This is a genomic window from Nostoc sp. (assembly GCF_036918245.1).
GTDB lineage: Bacteria > Cyanobacteriota > Cyanobacteriia > Cyanobacteriales > Nostocaceae > Nostoc.
The window spans coordinates 196,917-219,258 of the sequence record NZ_JBALEF010000070.1 but is presented as its reverse complement, the minus strand read 5'-3'; the positions used below and the strand labels follow the sequence as shown (position 1 = coordinate 219,258).

Below are 22,342 nucleotides of genomic sequence, written 5' to 3'. Positions count from 1 at the left end.
AGATACACAGCACTCATAAGTTAAGTCAGAAGATATCCAGCGACTCCCAGAAGAACAATCAAGCAAAAGTTCTACACTACCGTCTGTCAGTAATCCAAGTCTCTCGCTGTTCCCCCTGAATCGACTGTACAATTCCAAACCTTTCCTCAATTTTGCGTGGCAGAGTGTATATCCCAAAGATGTAAACGCAATCTTCTTCCGGTTGATCTGTCAAAACACGAACTCTGGCTTCGTTATCTTGTAAACGCTCCATGAAAATAGATGCACAAATTTCAACATCTTCAGGAATCTCATATACTTCCTTTGAAAAGATGAATCTCTTCTCCAAACTATTTGCAATTTGGTCGATAACGTTTTGTTCAGGTAACGGATTTGTGAAGCAATATATATATGTTCGGCAGCACTTTCCATCTTCTAGCTGCTCTAAGTCAGGGATATTTATCAACGTTATCTGACTTGCGTCATACTTGATTTCGTTAACTTTCTTTAGTCAGATATCTGTATTCATAGCTCACAAATAATAATAGCATAACTAGAATACTAGCCAATGCTGCCTAAAATTGTTGCTCGATCGCACTCATTGTCATCTGATAATTTCCAGTGCGATCGCACTTTTTCCCTTTCCCTACGCTCTACGACTTAATGGTAGAGGTCGCTGTGCTAAAACTTCTTTATAAAGTTCTTCCAGCAGAGTAATATTTTTACTAAGGGTATAGCGGTCTAATACACGCTGTCTTGCTTTTTGCCCCAGTAAGGTTGTTAACTCTGGATGGTCTTGTAACACTGGCAACAGCGTTCTCAATTGCGATCGCGCTGTTTTGGTACTAATAACTACACCTGCGCCCTTTTCCAATACTTCTCCATCTGCACCCACATCTGTTGCTAAACAAGCTAACCCACACGACATTCCTTCTAACAGAGATAGGGATAAACCCTCTACCAATGAAGGCAAAACAAATACATCTGCGCCCCGCAAAATTTCGATGCGTCGGTCTTCATCAGCAACAAAACCTAACCAGATGATGCCGTATTCTGAACCAAAAAACGGCTCTAAGGAAGACTTCAAAGGGCCGTCGCCAACAATTAGCAACTTACTACCAGGCGCCATTGCCGACTGCTTCCAAGCGCGGAGGAGAGCTTCGACATTTTTCTCTGGGGCTATGCGACCCTGATAAACAAATAAGCGTTCTGCTTTAAATTCTGCTTTAATTTGAGAAAATCCTGGAGAATACTTGGCGGTATCAACACCATTGGGAATTACGGCAATATTTTCTTCCCTTACGCCCATCCCTGCCAATAATTCTCGCTGAATTTGGGAAAATACAATCACGCGATCGTAGTTAACTAAAAAAGGCGCGTAGAGCTGATAAGCCAAAAGTTGTGTTCCCGATACCAGCTTTGCCCCCTTGCCAGCAAATGGTGTGTGAAAAGTGGCAACTAGGGGCAACCTCAGTTCCTCACAGATTTCCGGTAGAAAAAAGTCTAGAGGAGATAATGTCAAGGAAGCATGGACTACATCTGGTTTGATTTCCCGCAGTGAATCGGTTAAAACTTTGGTGGCTTTAAAAGTGGGAATTGTATAAACCTGGGACTTGTAAATGAAAGGTAGGGAAACCTCTCGAAGATTTGGCCAATTATCAGGTTCAGACTCTTCCTGGGCGAAGTGAAGAAAGCTAACTTGATGTCCCCTATCTAGCAAGGCATTTGTAATTTCTCGACTGTAGGTGACATTGCCGCAAAATGGTGATTTTTTTCCAATCCAGGCTATACGCATTCTTTATTTAGCTGTAACAAAAGCGGGTTAAATCTATTAATTGTGTGTCCTTTGTGATTTTTCTTTTATCTAACTATACTTGCTGGTTTCTTTATTTATTAAAAATTTCCACAAGTTTCTACTAGTTTAAAAAGCTTATTGTCAGCTGATTAAACCAGTGAATTTATGGCTTTATTTATTTTAGTTATAAGCTGTTAATTTCTGATATTTAAACAACTTATTCTGACTAATGTCATATTGATATCCGGCAAGTATGTGATAAATTTTCACTGGCAACAGTTTACCATGAACACAAAAGCTTTAAGTAAATTATTAATTACATCAAAGTAATGAATAATAACTCCTGTTAGCTGATAACTACTTGTGTGAGTTATACCAAGTTAATATACCTCCCGAAAAGACGATCGCAGCTAATCCCAAAAAAACTACCTGTAATCCCAGAAAGGTTTCTGCGACACCAGCTAATGCTAAAGGTAAGGAGAGGGCAATATTAATTACATTGTTCTGCAAGCCAAAAACTTTACCACGCATTTCTGGAGGTGTTTCTGTTTGGATTGCAGTTTGCATGGGAATACCCACTAAGGCCCCAAAGATACCTAATAGCGCCACCAGTAATAGGACTAGCCATAATTGGGTTGTAAATACTGATAGACCAATCAGGGATGCTGCCATACCCATACAACCACACAGACTTAGCTGAGTATAGGAGAAGCGTTGACCAAATTGACCGAGAATTGTTGCTCCAGCAGCGATGCCAACACCGCCAGCTGCTAGTAAAAAGCCGAACTGGGAGGCTTTCATATTGGGAATTATTTCCGCCATCCGAACGGCTAGAACAGTTAATGCTGCAAAAACAGAAAACAAGATAATCAGTTGAAGCAAAGCATTGCGGACGCGCTGATTTGCTTTGAGATAGGCAAAACCGTCTCGCAAGTCAGAGAATACGTGAGGGAATTCTGTATCATCGGGGTGGTGTTTTTCCTTAGTTGCCAAGAGGAACAAAATTAGTCCAGCGATCGCATAACTGCCACCAACTAAAAGTTCTTTGCCCAAACTACCACTACCACCAATTTGCAGCCAAAGTCCATCAGCGATCGCTAACAATGGTTCTCCAACAGCAAACCCAACAATCACCGATGCCATCATCGTTGTCGTATAAAGCGAATTTGCCGAGAGTAAATCCTGTTCTTCTACGATTAAGGGAATTGCCGCCTGTTCCGCCGGTGCAAAAAACTGTGTCAAAGTCGAAACTAAAAAAGTCACACCCAGAATGATCAAAAAACCCACTGGCAGCACTCCTATGGGTTTCCAGTCATGAGTCAACCACAGCAGGAAGGGAATTGACAAAACCAGGATGCCACGCCAAATATTTGTTGCCACCAGCACAGCCTTTTTCGACCAGCGATCGACAAACACACCAGCAACGGAACCAAACAATACGGCTGGAATAGTAAAAGCCATCATCAAGACTGATACCCAACCACTAATACTCTGATTGCTTCCTTGAAACTGAGTATTAATCAAGGCAATCATCAGCACCAAATAAACTTTATCTGCTAGTTGAGAGAAAACTTGACCGCCCCAAAGAGCCAAAAAATTAGGATTTTTTAATACAGGTAAAAATCCTAGCTGTTTTACATTCCCTGCAATAGCTTCTCCACCTGAACCAGAGGCATCTAATTTTGGTAATTCTTTTTCTGGAATAGTGGCTATTGGCAAATTTTGCCCATTCCGAACGCCATTGCTATCTACCTCAGCAGTGGTTAATTTGTCCTCAGATTGTGTTTCTGATTGGCTTGGAAGATCAGTTTTTGGGATCTCCGCTGTCCAATTTTGATCGTTTTGAGAAACGTCTTTTGGGGACATTTCTTGGCCATTTATTTGACTAGGTGTACACTTGGGAATAGCACTCAAGTGATTCCTGACTGTAGGATCTGATACCCTACTCTGTTTTTTGGCGAGGCTTGGTGACAAAGGCAGGATTTTTTTATCCAAATCAGACGGTTGCATCATGGTTGGCAGCAAAATAAGAGTCGATTAAAGTAGCAGAGCGAATAGGGCGACCTAATTGATACTGAGCATACTGGCGCAAAATCTGCTCAACAGATAACCAGTCATAGTCTCTAGCACCATCAATTTGCATTATCTCTGGTTGTGACAGCTGTTGAAGCAAAGCTAGTTCCATAGCACCCAAACGACTAGAAATCACAGGTATTTCTTGCCGATGCACAACAACTGTTTGGGCATTGGGAAGCCAGTGCGTTGCGGAGGTTCCCGACGCTCGAGTACTCGCTAACGCTGCGCTATCCGTTGAAGCAACTGGCGTCATTGCGGATGGGGCATTGGGTATTGGGTATTGGTTATTAATCTCCCCCTGCTCCCCTGCTCCTCTGCTCCTCTGCCCCTCTGCCCTCATCTCCCTCTCCCCCTCTCTTCGTAAACGTTCCCTAGCTTCTAAGGAAACCGTTCCACCCGCAGGGATGCTAAATCCTACCTGCCAGTTGGGGTCTGTGAAGTCTGGCTTAAGGGAACGTTGAGATAGGCAGCAGATTTGCACTTGTGGCGTCAGTCCTGCTAAGGCTAAAAGGTGAAATACACCATGAGCCAGATGAGCCAAAACACCAGATAGATTAGCACTAGACACCGCCTCTAAGCGATGGAGATGTTCATTGAACAAATCATAAAGTTCTTCTTGGGGTTGTTCGCTTAAAGCTTCACACAGAACTATTTCTGCTAAATATTGACTGGCAGCCAGTTTTCCCAAATCTTTAGCTAAACCAGGATAAGTTTTTAACGTCTGTGCTTGGGTAATTTTATCAAGCGATCGCCCTTTGGCAATCAATAGTTCATTTACAACGAACATTCCACTCCTACCGCCCAGGCTGGAGTTGTGCTTACGTGACCCTGGAGCCACGGCTCTAATTAGACCGAATTCTCGTGTCAAAATCGTCACTATTTTATCCGATTCTCCTAGCGCCTGGGTTTTAAGATTAATACCAGTTGCTTTGTAGGTTCTACTCATTAGTCATCAGTAGTTATTAATCATTGCTCAAGGGTCATTAGCTTAGGACAAATGACAAATGACTATTCACGCTTTCCCAGGTTATCGCGCTGGCGGATCAAATCCATACCGCGAGATGTGCCTAATCTAGTAGCACCCGCTACAATTAAGTCTAGGGCTTGATTGATAGTGTGAATACCACCTGAAGCTTTAATTCCTACCCTTTCTTTTGCCAATTCTTGCAAAAGTCGCACATCTGCCACAGTTGCACCACCATTCCAACCTGTACTAGTTTTTAAGAATGCTGCTCCTGCCTCCATAGCTATTTCAGCAGCTATTTTTTTCTCCGCATCTGTCAACAGGTTAGTTTCCAAAATTACCTTGACCGTTTGCCCAGTCTCTTCACAAATTTCAGCAATCTCTCGGTGGACTTTTTCAGTTTTGCCAGCTTTTAACCAGCCCAAGTTCATGACCATATCCAATTCAGTGGCCCCACTATCTACCGCTTCTTGAGCTTCATACAGTTTCACTGCTGAAGTTGTTGCACCAGAAGGAAAGCCTATCACTGTACAAACTTTCGGGTTTTTACCGTGGAGGAGTTCGACTGCTTGCTTTACATGAGCAGGGAACAGACAAACCGCCGCAAAGTTGAATCTATATGCTTCTTCACACCATTGCTCAACCTGCTCTGGAGTAGCCGTTGGCATTAACAGGGAGTGATCGATAAATGGCGCAATATCAATGTCTGGATAGTCTGCTGCCATCGTGTCTTCTGCCAGTGATTGATTATTAAACTATATAAAAAATTAAAACATTTCTTATATATATATTAAACCACATTTATTACGAGTTTATCCTGAAAACTAACTGCTGACTTGTCTTGAATATCAGCTTTACAGATATCCCGGAATTACTGTAAGTATTTAAGTTGACATTAAGTGTTAATAAGGTTAGGAAGGTAAAATCTTTTTGGCAAGAATATTTATTTGCCAAAAAGATTTTACCTTACTTCTCTGGAAAAACAGGAAAATGCTTAATGACGCGGTATGGTTTACAGAAATATCAAATGGCAAATTTCGCATCAACAGCAGAGCTATCTACAGAAATTTATCTTCTGAGATAGTGACTAAATTAGCTCAAAACTTATCGGTTAGTGAGATTTTAGACTGGATCAAAAACGAAACAATTAAAGCTTTTAGAGAAAATTACTCACAAAATCCGCAAGTCGGCGCTCTCAACAAGGCGATAGGAGGATGGAACGAGTTAATAGCAACTAGCTTATTGTCTGAAATTATCTATGATATTAATAAAGAAACTGGCATGTGTATTGCGGCTTTTTCTATGCCTAATTCAAAATTACAATTAGAAGGAATAAATGAAGCATATTCAAACTTTTTAAACTTATTTACCAAAGATAATTTTGTTAATATAAATAATTCTTTGTCAAAAATTAAACCATTTAAAGACAAAATTTTTATGCCTAGTCCAGACTATATTATAGTTGTTATTGAAAATCAAGGAATTGCGCCCATAATTAACTCGCTTTTACAGCAACAAGCAATAAATCCAGATAGTTTAGTACTCTATAATTTTTTGAAGGGAAAACTACATATAGAAGAAGTTAAAGCAGCAGTTTCTCTCAAAACTTCAAATCGTCCAGATAGGCTTTATCAGCCTTTGTTTGAAGCAGCTATGATTAAAGCTATTGCTTATGTATTACAGCAAAATTGGAAATATTACATGGTTGTCAGTGAATTAACCCCTGCTGATAGAAAAATATTTAGTACGGCAATTGCACCTCATGGTGTGGCGCTAGAACAGACTTTTCATCTAGTAGATGGTACATACCCATATACTAGGAAAGCAGATTTAGTGTCGTTAGTTGCAGCGGCTATTGAACATTACTGAGTTCTATAGCAATTTAACTAAAAATCAATGGTAACTCCAATTGTTTGATTTCATTTTTAGAATGGTATTCTTTAGTTACTAAGAAGTCAAAAATAGTTTTAGCTAGCGCCTTCGATGCCAAATATGGTACGCCATTGCCAATAGTTTTAAACATATTTGTAAGAGACATATTCTCTGGAAGTAAAAAACTTGCAGGCAAGGATTGTATGGCTAAAGCTTCCGCCACAGATATTCGCCGGATTTGATAGGGATGCAAATGTACTTCATTATTTCCATAGCAAGCTGTCGGAGAGTAACGCCATCTGTGCAGACGCTTGAAAGACTTTTTAGAATCATCTCCTTCATCAATAGCAGCAAATTTTGTGATACCTGCTCTTGGTTGAAAACAGTTTTCAGCATTGGGGTGCTTAAGTACATTATTTTTTCTAAACCAGTATTCAACTGTTAATTCTTGAGGGATGCCATCAGGACAAGGGATGATGGAATTTTCTTGGAATGGATCGCACTTACGCCAAGGGTAAGCGAAAACATTTTCTTGAGGATATAAAATCTGATTTTTCCAAGGAAAATACCTATCATTTAGTAACTTTTCAGTACCGACTTTTATTTCTACATCCTTAAGAAAACTATTTTTGAAGCCTATTAGAATAATTCTTTCTCTATCCTGGGGTACACCATATTCAATAGTATTAATTAACCGCTCTGTTAATATATAGCCTTCTTCCTGTAATCGTTGCTTGAGCGATTCAAAAAACAAGCGGTGCTTTGTCGTTCTCCACAACCCCTTAACATTCTCAAATAAAAAGAAATCAGGAAGATTGCGGCAAATTAATTCAACATAAGAAGCAGAAAGCTTGCCATTATCTCCTAAACGTCCTCTATTTTTTCCACCAATAGAAAAATCAGGACAGGGAGGGCCGCCGATGAAACCAATTATATTATGAGATTTGCGGCAGTCTTTGACTAATTCTTGAAGGTGTTGTGCTTCTTTTCCGACAATAAGTTTTGTTACATCCGCTGCTTCACCGTGATGATATCCATATTCAGGCGATCGCATTTTCAGAACTTCTCGTGAATGACGATAGGCGGCGATGAATGGGGTGAAGATTTCATTAACATAAACAATATTAAAACCACTGGTTTCAAAACCTAAATCTAGGAAACCTGAGCCAGCAAAAAAAGAGAAAATATAAGGGCGATCGCTCATTGCATGACTAGTACAATCAAAAAATCTTATTAATATTCAGATTCTAGGAAAATGGGTTATGTCCGTAACTTATACGGAGAGCTAATACTAACTATCCCAATTTGGATTTAAGGGTTGGCAAAACCTAATATACTTAGGGTTTCTACGTAAGTACCAATTAAAAAATCACAATTGGAAAACTGCTTAAATAGTAAAAATTTTTTACAGTTCCCCTAAGTATTACATCTCAAAGTTTACTCAATCTTTAAGGAAAATACCTGACAGAAAAAGAGTCTGGAGTCACAATTAAATATAGGGTTTCCAAACCCAAATGATATTCCAGACAAATATTTGTCACTAAATAAAAAACCGGGGTACTTCAGACTAAATTTTTATGCGGATTTTAATTTACTCCTACAACTACTATCCAGAACCGATTGGTATTGCCCCACTGATGACTGAATTAGCAGAGGGACTAGTGAAACGTGGGCATGAAGTGCGTGTAGTTACTGCTATGCCCAACTACCCTGAGCGGCAAATTTACCAGGAATATCGGGGCAAGTGGTATGTCAACGAATACAAAAATGGCGTTCAAATTCAACGCAATTACGTTTGGATTCGTCCACAACCAAACCTATTAGATAGGGTGTTACTAGATGCTAGTTTCGTCGTCACTAGTTTTGTACCCGCTCTCATCGGTTGGCGCCCAGATGTGATCCTCTCAACATCGCCATCCTTGCCAAGCTGTGTACCAGTTGCGCTTTTAGGATGGTTACGTGCGTGTCCTGTAATCTTAAATCTACAAGATATATTACCAGAAGCAGCCGTCCATGTCGGTCTGCTGAAAAATAAATTACTTATCCGGTTGTTTACATTATTGGAAAAATTTGCCTACCGCAGTGCCAGTAGAATTAGCGTCATCGCCGATGGGTTTGTAGACAATTTGCGATCTAAGGGCGTAGAAGCTGACAAAATTGTGCAAATTCCCAACTGGGTTGATGTAAATTTTATCCGCCCTTTGCCTAAAGAAGATAACCCTTTCCGCGCAGCACATAATCTCAACGGCAAATTTGTAGTATTGTATTCTGGTAACATTGCCTTAACACAAGGTTTAGAAAGCGTCGTCAAAGCTGCTTCTGTCTTGCGCCATATCCCAGATATTGTCTTTGTCATCGTTGGAGAGGCAAAAGGTTTACAGCGATTGCAACAGGAATGTCTAGACTGCGGCGCAGATAATGTGTTGCTACTGCCATTTCAACCCCGCAAAGATTTGCCACAAATGTTGGCAGCTGCGGATGTTGGTTTAGTGGTGCAAAAGAAAAATGTTGTATCCTTCAATATGCCGTCAAAAATTCAAGTGCTACTTGCTAGTGGAGGGGCCTTAATTGCCTCTGTCCCCGACAATGGTACGGCAGCAAGAGCCATTAGGCAAAGTGGCGGCGGAGTTATCGTTCCTCCAGAAGATCCCCAAGCTTTAGCGATGGCAATTTTAGATTTGTACCAAAACCCCGAAAAAGTCAAAACTCTGGGTTACAAAAGTCGCCAATATGCCGTTGAGCAATATGCTTTTGAGCAAGCTTTAAATCAGTATGAGTCCTTGTGTTACTCATTGATAGCTGAACGTAGAACAATTCAGTCTACAGGCATAGTTACGAAACAAGAAGTTTAATCTTTGCAGCAAAGTTATGTTGCATCTGTATAAATTGCAATTATGCCCTCATATATAAGTAACAGAAGATATTGAGGGTAACTAATTTTACTAATCAAAATACAGCGATAGACAAGCACGTTTTCAGGTGGATTGTTGAACTAAAAATCTCACGGTTTCACTTCATTCAACCCCTGGCAATCGAAAAAAAGGTATTTAATAGCACTTAATAAAATACGTATAAGAATCGTACTTTTGCTACACCAGTCATTAATATGCTGTGTTGTATCGTAATTTTTAGCAGACAGACAGTATAAAGCGTAGATGTATAGTTAACTGCGAATTACTAGCTTTACATTGCTATGCTGTTTGATGAATCTGCGATTATTTTCGCTGTCAATTCCTGCCGGAAAGCTATTGGTTGATTTATCGCTGCACAATAACCATCAGCAATCAGCTGTTGCGGATATCGAAATCTAAACAGCCAATTATCAAACTAGGCCCATAGACACCTGTTTTTTTGTTAGTATTCAAAAAAACCTATTGACACATTTGTCAGATCAATTGTTTGTTGTTTGTAAGTAAATGTCAACAATTGTTTCAAAAGGAAGAAAGCACCTGAGGTTTAATGACTGATTATTTCCAAGGAAATTTCCCATTGCAATCTGTCCCACTGACGAAGAGTGCGGTAATAAGCCACGGCCAAACCGAAGAGGCGAGCGAAAAATTAGCTGCAACGATCGCGATTGCGGCATCAGACCGCAAAGCAGGTGAGATTTTATTGCTCAAAGTAGCAGAGGTATCTTACCTAGCTGATTACTTTGTAATGATGACTGGCTATTCTAAGGTACAGGTCAGGGCGATCGCTCAAGCAATTGAAGGAAAAGTCGAAACTGAGTTGCAACGCCGTCCCTTAAGGACAGAAGGCAAAATCGAGGGGAGTTGGGTACTACAAGACTATGGTGATGTGATTGTTCACATCATGATGCCCAAAGAACGGGAGTTTTATAATTTAGAAGCGTTCTGGATTCATGCAGAACGTATTTCCCTTCCAGAATCTGATGAGGGTGAGGGTAAGCCAACATGATTAGGTCTTCGGTTTCTAATTGCCCAGTTCCTACAGACCAACAACCGCTCAATGAATACGAAGAATTAAAAACTTCCTGGCTGTTTCGTGATACCACTTTAGATTGGCGCGAGTATATCACGAAACTCCTTTGGATTTGGGGTTTATCTTGGCTTTTTGCAGGGCCCATAGCTGCGGCAAGTTTTCCCCCTCACAAGTATATTGCACATTTTATTCTCTGTGGTGCAGCCGGAGCAAGTGTTGGGTTAGTGCTTATACTAGTGAGGTTGTACTTAGGCTGGTTCTACGTGTGCGATCGCCTTTGTAGTCCCACAGTATTTTATGAAGAGTCCGGCTGGTACGATGGTCAAACTTGGACAAAGCCACAGGAAGTCCTTAACCGCGATCGCTTAATTGTTGCATACGAAATTAAACCCATTCTGCGGCGGTTACAATTTACCTTTGCTGGCTTGGCGGGAATGTACGTTATTGGTACTATAGGTTGGCATTTGTTTTAAAGAGTTATTGGTCATTGGTCATTAGTCCTTAGTTAATGACTAATGACCAATGACCAATGACTAATTTAATTAAAAAAGGTGATAAATATAAACCCATGACAATGGGAAAACGAACTCAAGCCGCAGCACTGGAAGTCCGGTTGCTGCGGGAAGGTATTATTGAATCCAGGCATATAGTCCAAGCTGTTGTCTGCGACGAACGAGGACGGGTTCTAACCGTTGCCGGAAATTCTGAAACTGCTGCATTTATCCGTTCAGCCCTCAAACCGTTTCAGGCACTAGCTGTCACCACCACAGGTACACTGGAACGCTATCAACTCAGCGATCGCGACTTAGCAATTATCACAAGTTCCCATAAAGGAAGAATAGATCAAGTCCGACAGGTATTTAACATCCTTTGGCGGGCGGATCTTGACCCGACTATACTCCAGTGTCCAATTCCTGAAGGCAAACGGAGTCCTCTGGAATACAATTGCTCTGGAAAACATGCGGGAATGTTAGCTGTTTGTCAGCAACGCCATTGGCCCTTGAATAACTACTTGGATCGCAAGCACCCAATACAGCAGTTAATTTTGGGCAAAGTAGCAGAGTTGCTGCGAATGCCAGCAGCAGAATTTATCAGCGCTCATGACGACTGTGGCGCACCAACTTATCTGATGCAACTCGGTCACATGGCATCTTTGTATGCACTGTTGGCCTCTAGTACCAACTTGGATATGGAGCGCATCGTCCGTGCCATGACTCATCACCCCGCAATGGTAGCAGGAGATGGAGAATTTGATACCGAACTGATGCGCTTAACTCCAGGAGAACTAGTCAGTAAAACTGGTGCCGAAGGAGTGCAGTGCATTGGTAGACTCGGTGAAGGCTTGGGATTGGCAATCAAAGTCATGGATGGGGCGAAACGGGCAAAATATGCCGTTGCTATTCACTTACTCCAGCAAATGGGGTGGATTAGTCCCAGCGCTGCCGAAAGCCTCTCAGAAAAGTTTGTCACCTTGGGAAAATACAAGCGTTTAGAAGTAATTGGAGAATTATCATTTTTGTAGTTGCCAAACTCTTGACTATAGGTTATAGTATAGAAGTTAAGAGCGACGCGGGATAGAGCAGCCTGGTAGCTCGTCGGGCTCATAACCCGAAGGTCAGTGGTTCAAATCCACTTCCCGCCACCAAATAAAAGATAAAACAAAAACCCTACAATCAGTAAAGATTGCAGGGTTTTGTTTTATTTTGATCTATTCTGGAATAAATAGCCATCTAAAAGGCGCGGAGAATCATGGTTGTGAAGTTGCAGCGACCAATTTTAGTGGGAGGATTGGGACTGTCCTTTTCTCTGTGGATGTTGGACAGTTGGCACGATTCTATAGTGCAGGTGGGTGAGTTTGGTTTGTTGAGTGCTTTAGCTGTAGGTGGTGGTTTGTGGTTATTCCAGCAAAATCGCCCCAAAGACAGTTTAAAGCAGCTAGATGGTATCGTGGTTGATCGAGCGACTGTGGAAAGTGCGATCGCTAAAACTGAAACTGTAATTAACCAACTAGCACAAGAAGCAGAAAATCATCCAGCTTTAGAGACACTCAGAAAACAAGTTGCCCAATTGTTGCTGGAATCAGACAGACAACAAATTCAAGTAGCTGTGACTGGCGGTAAATCTGTGGGTAAAAGCACTTTAATTCAAGTGCTACAAAATCTAGAGACACAAAATTTCGTGTCTCTACAAGAGACAGCACCTTTATTTAGAGAAGTGGGTGAAAATTCAGATGCGGCTATTTTGGCAGAAGTAGCAAAATCTGATTTTGTTCTATTTCTGACAAACGGTGATTTGACAGACTCAGAATTTCAAACCTTACAGCAGCTAAAGGCAGCAAATCAGCCTACTATGCTGGTTTTCAATAAACAAGACCAGTATTTAACTGATGAAAGCGCCAACATCCTTAGTCAATTGAAACAGCGGATGCAGGGAAATGTAGTTGCAACTGCGGCCTCTCCCATTGCCATCAAAGTTCGAAAGCATGAGGCTGATGGTTCTGTGCAAGAGTGGATGGAACAACCAGCAGCAGATATCCAGCAGTTAACTCAGCAGTTGGGTGAAGTTTTAGCACAGCAAAGACAACGGTTAGTTTGGGTGACAACCATCAGAAAAGCCGGATTGTTGAAAGCTGAGGCTAAAAATTGGCTCAATGGAACCAGACGCGATCGTGCCACTCCAATTATTGAACAATATCAGTGGATAGCTGCTGCCGCTGCCTTTGCTAATCCAGTACCAGCCTTTGATATTTTGGCAACTGCGGCAATTAATGCTCAAATGGTAATGGATTTGGGTAATATCTATCAGCAAAAATTTTCCCTAGAACAGGCACAAACCGTAGCTGGAACAATGGGAAGTTTGATGCTGAAATTGGGTTTAGTTGAACTTTCTACAAAGGCTATTAGTACTGTTCTGAAAAGTAATGCCCTTACCTTTGTTGCTGGTGGCGTAGTGCAGGGAGTAAGTGCAGCTTATCTGACTAGAGTCGCAGGGTTAAGTCTAGTTGAGTATTTCCAACAGCAGGAAATAGCGATAGATTCTGGAACTGGTTTAAATTTGGATAATTTGCGGCAAACTTTGCAAAAAGTATTTCAGCAAAATCAGCAGATTGGTTTTTTGCAGGAGTTTGTTAAGCAAGGTGTGAAGCGTTTGTTGCCAGAGGTGCAGCAGGTTGAAGTAGTTAGTGTTCAGAAGGCGATGGGATAATCTCATACACAGGATTACCAAATTTTGAATTTTGGATTTTGGATTGAATGATTCAAAATCCAAAATTGCTTTCAAACCCTGATTTTAATAGTGGATAAAAAATACATAAATATCTTTTGTTTTAATCAAGAGGATTCATCTGTGGGATCAGTATAAAATCTAAAATACAAAATTGGCTGACACTTGCATGGTGTTATAAGTGAACCTAAAATTTACCCAAGCTCATAATGGGCTTGGGTGTATTTAAGAATATCGTGATAGTTACGAGTTCTCAAAAAATTGTGAATAAGGATAATTAGCTAAACAGCACCACTGTTTCTATTAAACAGAATAGCTATAGTTTTGAAAATTAGCTTTAAATCGTACACTAAACTCCAATTTTTTTGATACTGCAAATCCAGACGAATTACATCTTCAAAACTACGGACTGTAGAACGTCCATTTACTTGCCATTCGCCAGTCATACCGGGTTTTACATCTAAACGTTGCCACTCTGGTACTTCATAGCGTTCCACTTCATCAGGTGTAGGTGGTCGAGTGCCTACTAAACTCATCTCTCCTTTGAGGACGTTCCAAAATTGGGGTAATTCATCAAGACTAGTTCGCCGTAACAAGCGCCCTACCTTAGTAATTCTGGGGTCATTCTCATTCTTGAAAAAAGCACCTTGCACTTGGTTTTTAACTTGGGATTTCTTCGCTTCCGCATCCACACACATAGAGCGGAATTTCCAAATCTTAAACCGCTTACCCATCCAGCCACAACGAATTTGACTAAAGAAAATGGGCCCGGGATCGTTAATTTGAATAGCGATCGCAATCGGAATAAACAAAATTCCTGTAATTAATAAACCAGTCACTGACCCAACAATATCTAAGAACCGTTTCATCCAAGATGCCATAGAAGGGTGAGTAGTGGGTAACTGCTCTACTTTACGGGAAGTTGTCTTCCGATTATCTAGTATGTCATCTTGTTCTATTAACGGCCTATCCTCCACAAGCTCTAGAGGAAAAACCTGATCTAACCCTGTGAGTTTTAGAACTGCCATGACTTGAGGTGTTACATTCCGCAGTGTTAATGTAATACCCTTGACCTGAGCATATTTAAAATTACTTACCAGGGCACCTAAACCACTACTATCGATAAAAGTAGTTTGGTGAAAGTCAATAATGATTTGCTTGGGATGTGAATTGGGCCCAATTAAGCCTTGGCAGGTTTGCTTAAAGCCTAAAGCCTCCAGCACGCTCAACCGCGTCGGCACCTGCACTATAGCAATGTCGTTTAGGGAATTAACTGGAAAATCGACCTCTGTCGGTTGGCTAGTCATGAAGCTCTGCACTTTCGTTGCCATGTATAATGTAATCTGCCAAACATTACTTTGTCCTACAAAATTACTTAACCTAATATCGGAATTAGTGGTAATCAGGACTAACTGCTATTTACTGGGGCTGAGATTGGAGATCGCTAGCGACGATTCACAATAGAACAAGAAGCCAAAAAACATCCTTGCTGTTGTGCCGACGCAGCGCGATCGCGTTGCTCTAATCAAATGATTGCTAAAAATACGGTTACACCTACCGCACGCCTGATTGAGGTCTTTTCTGCCATTCAAGGGGAAGGACTAAATGTCGGGACACGTCAGATATTTATTCGTTTTGCTTTGTGTGATTTGCGCTGTCACTTTTGTGATAGTGCCCACACTTGGAGTGCACCTACAACTTGTCGGATAGAGCGATCGCCTGGATTGCGCGACTTTGAAATCCACTCTAACCCCGTCCCATTACCCATATTAATCGAATGGGTGGAACAGCAAAATCTACCTTGTCTACACGATAGCATTAGCTTAACTGGCGGCGAACCACTTCTTCATGCCTCATTTCTAACGCAGTTTCTACCCCAAGTGCGAGCTATAACTGGTCTACCTATATACTTAGAAACCGGCGGACATCGCACAGAACAACTAGCAATGATTATCCCATACTTAGACTCTGTAGGTATGGATTTCAAATTGCCCAGTGTTAGCGGCGAAAGTCATTGGCAAGAACATAGTAAATTTCTCCAGTTATGTTATGACTCATATTTAAATGTTTTTGTCAAGATAATTGTGTCTCAAAACACAGATCCCGCCGAGTTGGAACGTTCAGCTTTGTTGGTGGCAGAGGTTAGTCCAGATATCTCAGTATTTTTACAACCTGTTACGCCTTTGGCAGTACCAGAACAATTTTCTCCAGTACCTGTACTTGCGCCTTCGAGCGATCAAGTTTTGATGTGGCAAGCTTTGATGAAAGGGTTTGTCAAGCACGTGCGCGTGATCCCCCAGACGCATAAAATGCTGAACCAGTTGTAAAATTTCAGTTTGATAAAGATGTAGTCAAGAAAAAAGTAAGATTTTATGAAATGGTAATTGGGCTGTTGCCGCTAATTAGGGAGGCAGCAGCCCCCTTACTAGGCAGTCTAATGAGCCAAGTCAAAAGACCACTAAGAGGTTTTATTAGGTAAAATCTTGCCTCCCTGACTCGGAGAGAAACTTGAACTTTAGTTCAAGGCAGGGAGAGGTTCGTCAAACTCACGTTGATTTAGGTTTTTTGGGGATAGTTAATACCCACCCAACCTAATTTATGGTTGCTATAGTGCGCCCTCATCTGGAGTTTTGGATTTAGCTTTTGCCTTATTAGCACTGCGTTTGAGGGCAGAGAGTCTTGCTTCGTATCTCGACCGTTGGCGCTTACTAGGAGTATTATCAATCAGGGTTTTCAAGGCGCTACCGAGACTCTTGTAAGCATTGGGCAGGCTATAACCAAAACGAGTTGCTAAAGCGATCGCTTTCTCATCAGCATTGAGCAATTCTCTTAGTTGCTTTTCCCCATTATTCTTTTGGTACAGTCGCCAGCCTGACACGCCACAAAGCGACAAAGCTAACACCAGCAGCAATCCATCTTGTACCCACAATTCCCCTACAGCACCACCTAAACCGATGGCTAGTGCTGCCATTTCCCAACCATCTTTAGGAATTGTGTCATTTTGAACGCGAGCAACCTCATGCCAGAACAGCAGATTACGCTGATCCATTGCGAGGGCATCCCATTTCACCAAATCAATTTGAATTTCTACCTGGTCTTTACCAATTTCTTCGCAGCGAACCAGGGGTGGATTGACCTCAGTTGTGCCTTCAACCGTGACCCAGCTTTGTAGTTCTGGTGGTAGTAAGGCTTTCAACCGCCGGAGTTCGCTCATTTCCGCTTTGGCAGAGGAGGTTGCATAGGATGTCATAATATCCAGCCCCAGAAAATTTCAGTATATAGTGAGGGTATCACTTTGGAGTATAGCTATTTAAGTGATGATCCGTCTCACTCACTAGGAAAACTTCCTCGCTTTTTTCGCGCTTCCATTGCTTTTTCTAGTAAATCTAACAATCCTGGGGCTTCTTCTTGGATACTGAGTAATAGTCTTTCCCCAAGTTCTATATTCCCCGGATCGAGGCCTGTTGCCATCACTTCTGTCAGGCGAGGTATTGCTATGCCATCCACAATCTGAATTAATCCACTCAGACAACGGTGAAATTGTCTTTCTGTGAGAATCGAGTCTTCTAAAGGAAACTCAATAATGGCACGGATTTCGCCATCGGATGGGTCATATTCCCACTGCAACATTTTAGTTTCCCAGGAAATGGCAAGCATTGTCTGGAGGATAGCTGCCTTGTGAGGATGGTCTTGGATTCCTCCCAGAACTTGAGGGGCAAATACCCGAAAAAATTTTCCTTCTTCATCCAGTTGGACAACTATTAGGAAATCTTCTAAGTTATCAGCCTCCACACCTGTTATAATTCGGTCTTCTTCATCATCAAAACGGTAGTCCCAACCAAGGTTGTCTAAATAGTTGGCAATCTGTTTGAGGTTAGCTCCCATAAAAGCCTCATAAGGAACGTGGAGCAGTTGTTACCAGACCTAGTTTAACCTGCTAGGGGTAGTTGTTTGGGTTTGTGTGGATACTTCTAATCCCATAGAAGTATGCAATTAGGGTATTGGGCATGGGTTATGGGGTATGGGGCGGGGCATTGAAGATAAGGAAAATAGATGCTCGTTCGGTCTTATGAATGATATTTTTTGAATAACTCTTGCTCATTATTAAAGAAGCAATAATTACTATTTTTCAAATCTTAGCAGTGAAGGATATAGCACTAACCCGCTTAAAGTTTAATACTTTTTTTATTTTGAATGTAATATATTGCTAGATCAAGCATGGTGGCATGATTTGTAATCAAATTTGAAAGCTAAAGCCAAGTTTAAATAATTTATACATAGCATTCTATGTTTTTGAAAATATACGTAAAAACTTCAATTAATACTTTTAAAACCGAATAAATATAACATAGAAACTGATACAGTTTTATATTAAAATTAACAAATTGTTTTCCCGGAATGATTATAGTGAGCCATGCATTTTTGATTGTGATTATCAATAAAATTTATGCGCAAATCAGTATTAATTCTAGCAATTGCACCTCTAGTTTTTGTTACAAATTATCTAAAAAATCTGCGCTATTTGCGTCTCTTTATAGAAAATTGAAACTTATAAAATATCAAAAAAATGGAATTGCGACACCTGCGCTACTTTATTGCTGTAGCTGAAGAACTGCACTTCAGTAGAGCCGCCGAGCGACTGCACATCGCTCAACCACCCTTAAGCCAGCAAATTCACCAACTAGAAGCGCAATTGGGGGTGGAACTATTTCACCGCAAAACCAAACGACAGGTACAACTAACAGAAGCAGGACAAGTTTTTTTGCAAGAGGCTTATCAACTTTTAGCTCAACTCCAAAGAGGAATTGAGCAAACCCAAAAAACGGGAAGAGGTGAAAAGGGACTACTGCGAATTGGGTTTACCAGTTTGGCAACTTATGATTTGCTTCCTGTAATTTTGCGGCGGTTCCAAGAACAGTTTCCAGAAGTAAAGTTGCTATTGCAGGAATTAACCACAACTCAGCAAGAGCAAGCGCTACAGGATCGCCGCATTCATGTAGGTTTTGCCCATCCACCTTTAGAAGACAACACACTCAATCAAGAATGTATTCAGCAAGAAGCTTTAATTGTGGCTATGTTAAAAACTCATCCCTTAGCTGAACAAGAAAAGATTTCAGTGCGATCGCTAGTAAACGAAAACTTTATCATGTTCCCTCGCCATTTGGGGCCCGGACTTTACGACCAAATTGTAAGTCTTTGTCAGCAAGGAAACTTCAGCCCAAAAGTGACTCAAGAAGCGATTCAGATGCAGACGATTATCGGATTGGTTTCAGCAGGAATGGGGATTGCGATCGCACCGTCTTCATTGCAAAATCTTCAGAGAACTGGTGTAGTTTATCGTACTCTAGAGGAGAAAACACCATTAGTAGAAACCGCCATAGTGTGGCGGGAAGAAGATATGACACCTGTGCTAAGGGAATTTCTACAAGTTGTCAGGAGTAGTTAACTAGCACCATAGTGATTTTATCTAAGTTGGTGGGAAATGGGGCGATTGCTGTCTTCATCGTTCTATAAAAATTTCCTACCTGCCTCTCTTGCTCAATTAGTTAGTTAACAATATCTACCATTAATCTACCTACAGCTACAAAATTTGATGAATACTCTCTACAACCTGCTCAAGAAAATTAACTGTATCACCAACCATTGATTCGTCGATATACCAGCGATTACCTATGTTGAGGGTAGGATCTATATCTGCTTCGTGAGCAATTTTGTTTCTGCGATCCACAATTAAAGTAAGTTGTTGCTTAATATCTTTAGAAGGTTTACTCATTTTACTAGCAACCTCATCCCACAATTTTTTATCCGAAATCTGTCTAATTGCATCAGCTATTTTGTCAGGCTGTTGAAAGCTTTGATAACTTAGACGTTCTCGAATCTCGTCTTCTAACCATAAAGTATTATTTAATCTGTTCAAAATACTATTTGATATAACTGGAATTAAACCAGAAATAGTATGAGACTGCTGTAAAAAGTTAGCTCCATAAATCTGCTCTATGTCACTCTCTATCCAAGAGGCGATATCTATGGCTATTCTTCTATCCTCACGAGCGCTTCCCAAGGAAACTTGAAAACGGGAAAACGCTGATTGAGTGGTATTAGCTGAAGATACTGGTTCAGCACGCTGTCCTCGATGAATTTCCAGCATACCCAGTGTGACAACCTCATGGATATAGTAATCCAAGGCACTCACTGTTAGAACTAGGGCAGCTCGTAAAATGTCTGAAAGATCCAGGGCAGCAGTAGCTTGAGATTTAACTGAATTATGAAGAGCAATCAAATCCTGAACACGTTGGATACTAATGCGAAATTGGTCAAGCGCTGACTGCATAACTGGATGAGAGTGCAATAATTTTATCTGCTAAGTCAGAAAAAGTTTTTTCAAAGTCTTTTTGCTTTTTTTGATTTCTTTCGCGTACTATACCAGTCTGTCCTAATTGCTCCGTTGTAAGTGCATAAACTGGTGTACAGTGTTCTTGTGATATAGCAATTAAACTGTTAAAATTAGAAATTTTTGTCAGTGTAAGACTACCATTTATACCTTGCTCGGTATAGACTTGCTTGGATACTAACAGATTATTTTGCTCTAGAACTGGTACTAGTTTATCAGTAACTGTATTCTCTATTTTTTCTATCCACGTTTGAAATGCTGCTGTTTCTTTACCCCTAATAATTCTATAGTTTTGAACTATGGTTCCTAAAAATTTCAAAGTAAATTCTGGAAATGGATAAGCAGCTTCCTTTAATATAGGGTTTGCGCTTGCCATCCTTGCCCAACCACACCACTTGGATAAAATTCTAGACAGAGAATCAATTGCCATTACAGAGAAAAAATCAGCAGTTGTAGGCACTAAGAAAAAGTCACTTGTCATTAGTAAGTTCTGATTAATTGCTCCTAAACTTGGACTCATATCAATCAGAATATAGTCAGCATTAAATTTCTTAGCAGTTTTTTCTAAAAGATCAGAAATAGCACCTGGCAAGTTTTTGAGTGTCTGAATTGAGCCACTGAGTTCCTGCGCGATACCTAATGTTACTTCGTATTCAGCAAAGCCAACATGACCAGGTAATAAAAACAAACCTTCTTGTCCTTCTATCGGAATACAATCTACAGCTTCAATAGCCCGTGGCTGTGACTCAAAAGCAGGAGCCAAGCCAGTTTTGATATTTGAATGTGTGTTGTAGATGTTTTCTATTCTTGCTTCGTCATCTTCAGTTTCTTCTTTTAGAGCTATTCCTGTTAGATTACATTGAGGATCAGTATCTACAAGGATAACTTTCTTACCCTTTGAAGCAAGCATCCAACCTAAGTTAAAAGTCGTTGTGGTCTTACTGACACCACCTTTGTGATTAAACAAGGCAATCTTGTGAACCATCTTATTTTGCTTTTGATACTTCTGAAATTTTTTGATTACAGATATTATTTTAGAACCTGTATGACTTAAATATAGCTTCTAAAAAGCTTACAGAACAGTAAGTTAATCGTGTTTTGAAGCAACTAGGAGAAATAGAGGAAGAATAATGAACGATCGCTACAGTATGGTAATTCAATGGTCAGACGAGGATAATTGCTACTTGGTACACTTACCAGAATTTCCTTGGCAGCAATTCCACACTCATGGTAAAACTTATGAAGAAGCCGCTAAACATGGGCAAGAGGTAATTGAGTCTATGATTGAATGGTATAAAGAGCAAGGAAAAGCTTTGCCAGAGCCAATTACTTTTCCTCAGAAACCGTTAAAAGTGGCTTAAATCTTTTTAAGATGCTTTGCACAAGTAGGGTAATCGCACCTTACCCCAATCCTTCAACATCAGCACTTTCCTTTTCCGACTCAACAGGCTCAAACTTCACCTTGTTGTATAAATCTTGTAGGGAAATCTCAAATGGTACGGTTACAAGTGCGATCGCTTCATCTTCTTCATCATATTCACGAAGCGTCCATTGCTTTTTCCCTATTTTAGAAAATTGCTCTACATGAATCTGAGTTTGGTCAATTAACAGATATTCTTGAAAGGTAGAAATAGTTCGGTAAGCCTGAAATTTATCTTCGCGATCGTACCCTTTGGTAGATTTAGACAAAACCTCAACAATAATTTGTGGGTTCAGAATTATATCCTTTCGGTTGTTAAAAAACTCCGGTTCCCCCGCCAGAATCATCACATCTGGATAGGTATAGGTTCGCTTTTGGGGTATCCATAGACGAACATCACTCATGAAAACCAGGTAGTTCTGCTTTTTAAAAGCAAAATTCAACTCAGTACTTAAGTTGAGTGCTATTTGATTGTGATTTATTGTCCCACCCGCCATAGGAATTATTTGCCCGTCAATGTATTCACTTTTGTAGTCAGCAACTTCTTCTAGTTCTAAATATTCCTCTGGGGTATAGTATCGCTGTTGTGTTATTTGCATAGTTTTATTGGGTAACAATGTTTAACAATACGGAGCGTCTACGCACTGAAGAGATTTGACCCATGTTTACCGAACAGTTTAA

Annotated in this window: 21 protein-coding genes and 1 tRNA gene; 10 read left to right on the top strand and 12 right to left on the bottom strand. The window is 40.6% G+C overall.

Annotated elements, in window-relative coordinates; genetic code table 11:
- Window positions 1-76 precede the first annotated feature (76 nt).
- The 5 genes from V7L12_RS19735 to deoC form a co-directional block, all read right to left on the bottom strand.
- The gene (locus V7L12_RS19735) at window positions 77-445 is read right to left on the bottom strand and encodes a hypothetical protein (protein ID WP_335086757.1); all 369 of its coding nucleotides are present in this window, start codon (window positions 443-445) and stop codon (window positions 77-79) included.
- Between the two features lie 180 nt (window positions 446-625).
- Window positions 626-1,774, bottom strand: a complete 1,149-nt coding sequence (locus tag V7L12_RS19730) for a glycosyltransferase family 4 protein (protein WP_335086755.1) — start codon at window positions 1,772-1,774, stop codon at window positions 626-628.
- A gap of 357 nt (window positions 1,775-2,131) precedes the next feature.
- The gene (locus tag V7L12_RS19725; RefSeq protein WP_335086787.1) at window positions 2,132-3,784 is read right to left on the bottom strand and encodes an MFS transporter; all 1,653 of its coding nucleotides are present in this window, start codon (window positions 3,782-3,784) and stop codon (window positions 2,132-2,134) included.
- Complete coding sequence (gene recO / locus V7L12_RS19720) at window positions 3,771-4,796, bottom strand: DNA repair protein RecO (protein ID WP_335086753.1); 1,026 nt, start codon at window positions 4,794-4,796, stop codon at window positions 3,771-3,773. Before recO ends, V7L12_RS19725 begins: the two co-directional genes overlap by 14 nt.
- Before the next feature lie 62 nt (window positions 4,797-4,858).
- Window positions 4,859-5,539, bottom strand: a complete 681-nt coding sequence (gene deoC / locus V7L12_RS19715; RefSeq protein ID WP_335086751.1) for a deoxyribose-phosphate aldolase — start codon at window positions 5,537-5,539, stop codon at window positions 4,859-4,861.
- A gap of 205 nt (window positions 5,540-5,744) precedes the next feature.
- On the opposite strand from deoC, the gene V7L12_RS19710 reads away from it, so the two are divergent.
- Window positions 5,745-6,683, top strand: coding sequence for a Cfr10I/Bse634I family restriction endonuclease (locus V7L12_RS19710; protein ID WP_335086749.1), 939 nt, complete (start codon window positions 5,745-5,747; stop codon window positions 6,681-6,683).
- A 13-nt stretch (window positions 6,684-6,696) separates the two neighbouring features.
- Here V7L12_RS19710 and V7L12_RS19705 read toward each other — a convergent pair whose 3' ends face one another.
- Window positions 6,697-7,890 (bottom strand): DNA cytosine methyltransferase, encoded by a 1,194-nt coding sequence (locus V7L12_RS19705; protein WP_335086747.1) that lies wholly within the window; start codon window positions 7,888-7,890, stop codon window positions 6,697-6,699.
- Between the two features lie 373 nt (window positions 7,891-8,263).
- Between V7L12_RS19705 and V7L12_RS19700 the strand changes: the two genes are divergently transcribed.
- The 6 genes from V7L12_RS19700 (at window position 8,264) to V7L12_RS19675 (ending at window position 13,832) form a co-directional block, all read left to right on the top strand.
- Window positions 8,264-9,538 carry a glycosyltransferase family 4 protein gene (locus tag V7L12_RS19700; protein ID WP_335086744.1) on the top strand — a complete coding sequence of 425 codons (1,275 nt, stop codon included), beginning with the start codon at window positions 8,264-8,266 and terminating at the stop codon, window positions 9,536-9,538.
- Window positions 9,539-10,145: 607 nt separating this feature from the next.
- Window positions 10,146-10,604: a ribosome silencing factor gene (gene rsfS, locus V7L12_RS19695; RefSeq protein WP_335086742.1), complete on the top strand. Its 459-nt coding sequence runs from the start codon at window positions 10,146-10,148 to the stop codon at window positions 10,602-10,604.
- Window positions 10,601-11,101, top strand: a complete 501-nt coding sequence (locus V7L12_RS19690) for a CGLD27 family protein (protein WP_334821372.1) — start codon at window positions 10,601-10,603, stop codon at window positions 11,099-11,101. Before rsfS ends, V7L12_RS19690 begins: the two co-directional genes overlap by 4 nt.
- A gap of 95 nt (window positions 11,102-11,196) precedes the next feature.
- Window positions 11,197-12,150 (top strand): asparaginase, encoded by a 954-nt coding sequence (locus V7L12_RS19685; RefSeq protein WP_292729647.1) that lies wholly within the window; start codon window positions 11,197-11,199, stop codon window positions 12,148-12,150.
- 46 nt (window positions 12,151-12,196) lie between these two features.
- A tRNA-Met gene (locus V7L12_RS19680) sits at window positions 12,197-12,273 on the top strand.
- A 104-nt stretch (window positions 12,274-12,377) separates the two neighbouring features.
- Window positions 12,378-13,832 carry a YcjF family protein gene (locus tag V7L12_RS19675; protein WP_335086740.1) on the top strand — a complete coding sequence of 485 codons (1,455 nt, stop codon included), beginning with the start codon at window positions 12,378-12,380 and terminating at the stop codon, window positions 13,830-13,832.
- Between the two features lie 299 nt (window positions 13,833-14,131).
- On the opposite strand, the gene V7L12_RS19670 is transcribed toward V7L12_RS19675, so the two are convergent.
- Window positions 14,132-15,181, bottom strand: coding sequence for a sugar transferase (locus tag V7L12_RS19670; protein ID WP_335086738.1), 1,050 nt, complete (start codon window positions 15,179-15,181; stop codon window positions 14,132-14,134).
- A 198-nt stretch (window positions 15,182-15,379) separates the two neighbouring features.
- On the opposite strand from V7L12_RS19670, the gene V7L12_RS19665 reads away from it, so the two are divergent.
- On the top strand, window positions 15,380-16,177 hold the full coding sequence (locus tag V7L12_RS19665) for a 7-carboxy-7-deazaguanine synthase QueE (protein ID WP_335086736.1): 798 nt from the start codon (window positions 15,380-15,382) through the stop codon (window positions 16,175-16,177).
- Window positions 16,178-16,455: 278 nt separating this feature from the next.
- On the opposite strand, the gene V7L12_RS19660 is transcribed toward V7L12_RS19665, so the two are convergent.
- Window positions 16,456-17,100 (bottom strand): DUF3318 domain-containing protein, encoded by a 645-nt coding sequence (locus V7L12_RS19660; RefSeq protein WP_292749575.1) that lies wholly within the window; start codon window positions 17,098-17,100, stop codon window positions 16,456-16,458.
- A gap of 77 nt (window positions 17,101-17,177) precedes the next feature.
- On the bottom strand, window positions 17,178-17,735 hold the full coding sequence (locus tag V7L12_RS19655; RefSeq protein WP_322694235.1) for a hypothetical protein: 558 nt from the start codon (window positions 17,733-17,735) through the stop codon (window positions 17,178-17,180).
- A 682-nt stretch (window positions 17,736-18,417) separates the two neighbouring features.
- Between V7L12_RS19655 and V7L12_RS19650 the strand changes: the two genes are divergently transcribed.
- The gene (locus V7L12_RS19650; protein WP_335086734.1) at window positions 18,418-19,296 is read left to right on the top strand and encodes a LysR family transcriptional regulator; all 879 of its coding nucleotides are present in this window, start codon (window positions 18,418-18,420) and stop codon (window positions 19,294-19,296) included.
- A 135-nt stretch (window positions 19,297-19,431) separates the two neighbouring features.
- Here V7L12_RS19650 and V7L12_RS19645 read toward each other — a convergent pair whose 3' ends face one another.
- Together V7L12_RS19645 and V7L12_RS19640 are read right to left on the bottom strand one after the other, a co-directional pair.
- A complete protein-coding gene (locus tag V7L12_RS19645; protein ID WP_335086732.1) occupies window positions 19,432-20,181 on the bottom strand; it encodes a HEPN domain-containing protein in 750 nt (249 codons plus the stop codon).
- A complete protein-coding gene (locus tag V7L12_RS19640) occupies window positions 20,165-21,226 on the bottom strand; it encodes a ParA family protein (RefSeq protein WP_335086730.1) in 1,062 nt (353 codons plus the stop codon). The genes V7L12_RS19645 and V7L12_RS19640 overlap by 17 nt, the downstream gene beginning before the upstream one ends.
- 145 nt (window positions 21,227-21,371) lie before the next feature.
- On the opposite strand from V7L12_RS19640, the gene V7L12_RS19635 reads away from it, so the two are divergent.
- Window positions 21,372-21,602, top strand: coding sequence for a type II toxin-antitoxin system HicB family antitoxin (locus V7L12_RS19635; RefSeq protein ID WP_335086728.1), 231 nt, complete (start codon window positions 21,372-21,374; stop codon window positions 21,600-21,602).
- Between the two features lie 40 nt (window positions 21,603-21,642).
- Here V7L12_RS19635 and V7L12_RS19630 read toward each other — a convergent pair whose 3' ends face one another.
- A complete protein-coding gene (locus tag V7L12_RS19630) occupies window positions 21,643-22,260 on the bottom strand; it encodes a Uma2 family endonuclease (protein WP_335086726.1) in 618 nt (205 codons plus the stop codon).
- Between the last annotated feature and the right edge of the window lie 82 nt (window positions 22,261-22,342).

Coding starts and splice junctions, on each gene's coding strand:
- V7L12_RS19730 (WP_335086755.1), bottom strand. CDS start 1,774: ATGCGTATAGCCTGGATTGGAAAAAAATCACCATTTTGCGGCAATGTC.
- V7L12_RS19725 (WP_335086787.1), bottom strand. CDS start 3,784: ATGCAACCGTCTGATTTGGATAAAAAAATCCTGCCTTTGTCACCAAGC.
- recO (WP_335086753.1), bottom strand. CDS start 4,796: ATGAGTAGAACCTACAAAGCAACTGGTATTAATCTTAAAACCCAGGCG.
- deoC (WP_335086751.1), bottom strand. CDS start 5,539: ATGGCAGCAGACTATCCAGACATTGATATTGCGCCATTTATCGATCAC.
- V7L12_RS19705 (WP_335086747.1), bottom strand. CDS start 7,890: ATGAGCGATCGCCCTTATATTTTCTCTTTTTTTGCTGGCTCAGGTTTC.
- V7L12_RS19700 (WP_335086744.1), top strand. CDS start 8,264: ATGCGGATTTTAATTTACTCCTACAACTACTATCCAGAACCGATTGGT.
- rsfS (WP_335086742.1), top strand. CDS start 10,146: ATGACTGATTATTTCCAAGGAAATTTCCCATTGCAATCTGTCCCACTG.
- V7L12_RS19690 (WP_334821372.1), top strand. CDS start 10,601: ATGATTAGGTCTTCGGTTTCTAATTGCCCAGTTCCTACAGACCAACAA.
- V7L12_RS19685 (WP_292729647.1), top strand. CDS start 11,197: ATGACAATGGGAAAACGAACTCAAGCCGCAGCACTGGAAGTCCGGTTG.
- V7L12_RS19675 (WP_335086740.1), top strand. CDS start 12,378: ATGGTTGTGAAGTTGCAGCGACCAATTTTAGTGGGAGGATTGGGACTG.
- V7L12_RS19670 (WP_335086738.1), bottom strand. CDS start 15,181: ATGGCAACGAAAGTGCAGAGCTTCATGACTAGCCAACCGACAGAGGTC.
- V7L12_RS19665 (WP_335086736.1), top strand. CDS start 15,380: ATGATTGCTAAAAATACGGTTACACCTACCGCACGCCTGATTGAGGTC.
- V7L12_RS19660 (WP_292749575.1), bottom strand. CDS start 17,100: ATGACATCCTATGCAACCTCCTCTGCCAAAGCGGAAATGAGCGAACTC.
- V7L12_RS19655 (WP_322694235.1), bottom strand. CDS start 17,735: ATGGGAGCTAACCTCAAACAGATTGCCAACTATTTAGACAACCTTGGT.
- V7L12_RS19650 (WP_335086734.1), top strand. CDS start 18,418: ATGGAATTGCGACACCTGCGCTACTTTATTGCTGTAGCTGAAGAACTG.
- V7L12_RS19645 (WP_335086732.1), bottom strand. CDS start 20,181: ATGCAGTCAGCGCTTGACCAATTTCGCATTAGTATCCAACGTGTTCAG.
- V7L12_RS19640 (WP_335086730.1), bottom strand. CDS start 21,226: ATGGTTCACAAGATTGCCTTGTTTAATCACAAAGGTGGTGTCAGTAAG.
- V7L12_RS19635 (WP_335086728.1), top strand. CDS start 21,372: ATGAACGATCGCTACAGTATGGTAATTCAATGGTCAGACGAGGATAAT.
- V7L12_RS19630 (WP_335086726.1), bottom strand. CDS start 22,260: ATGCAAATAACACAACAGCGATACTATACCCCAGAGGAATATTTAGAA.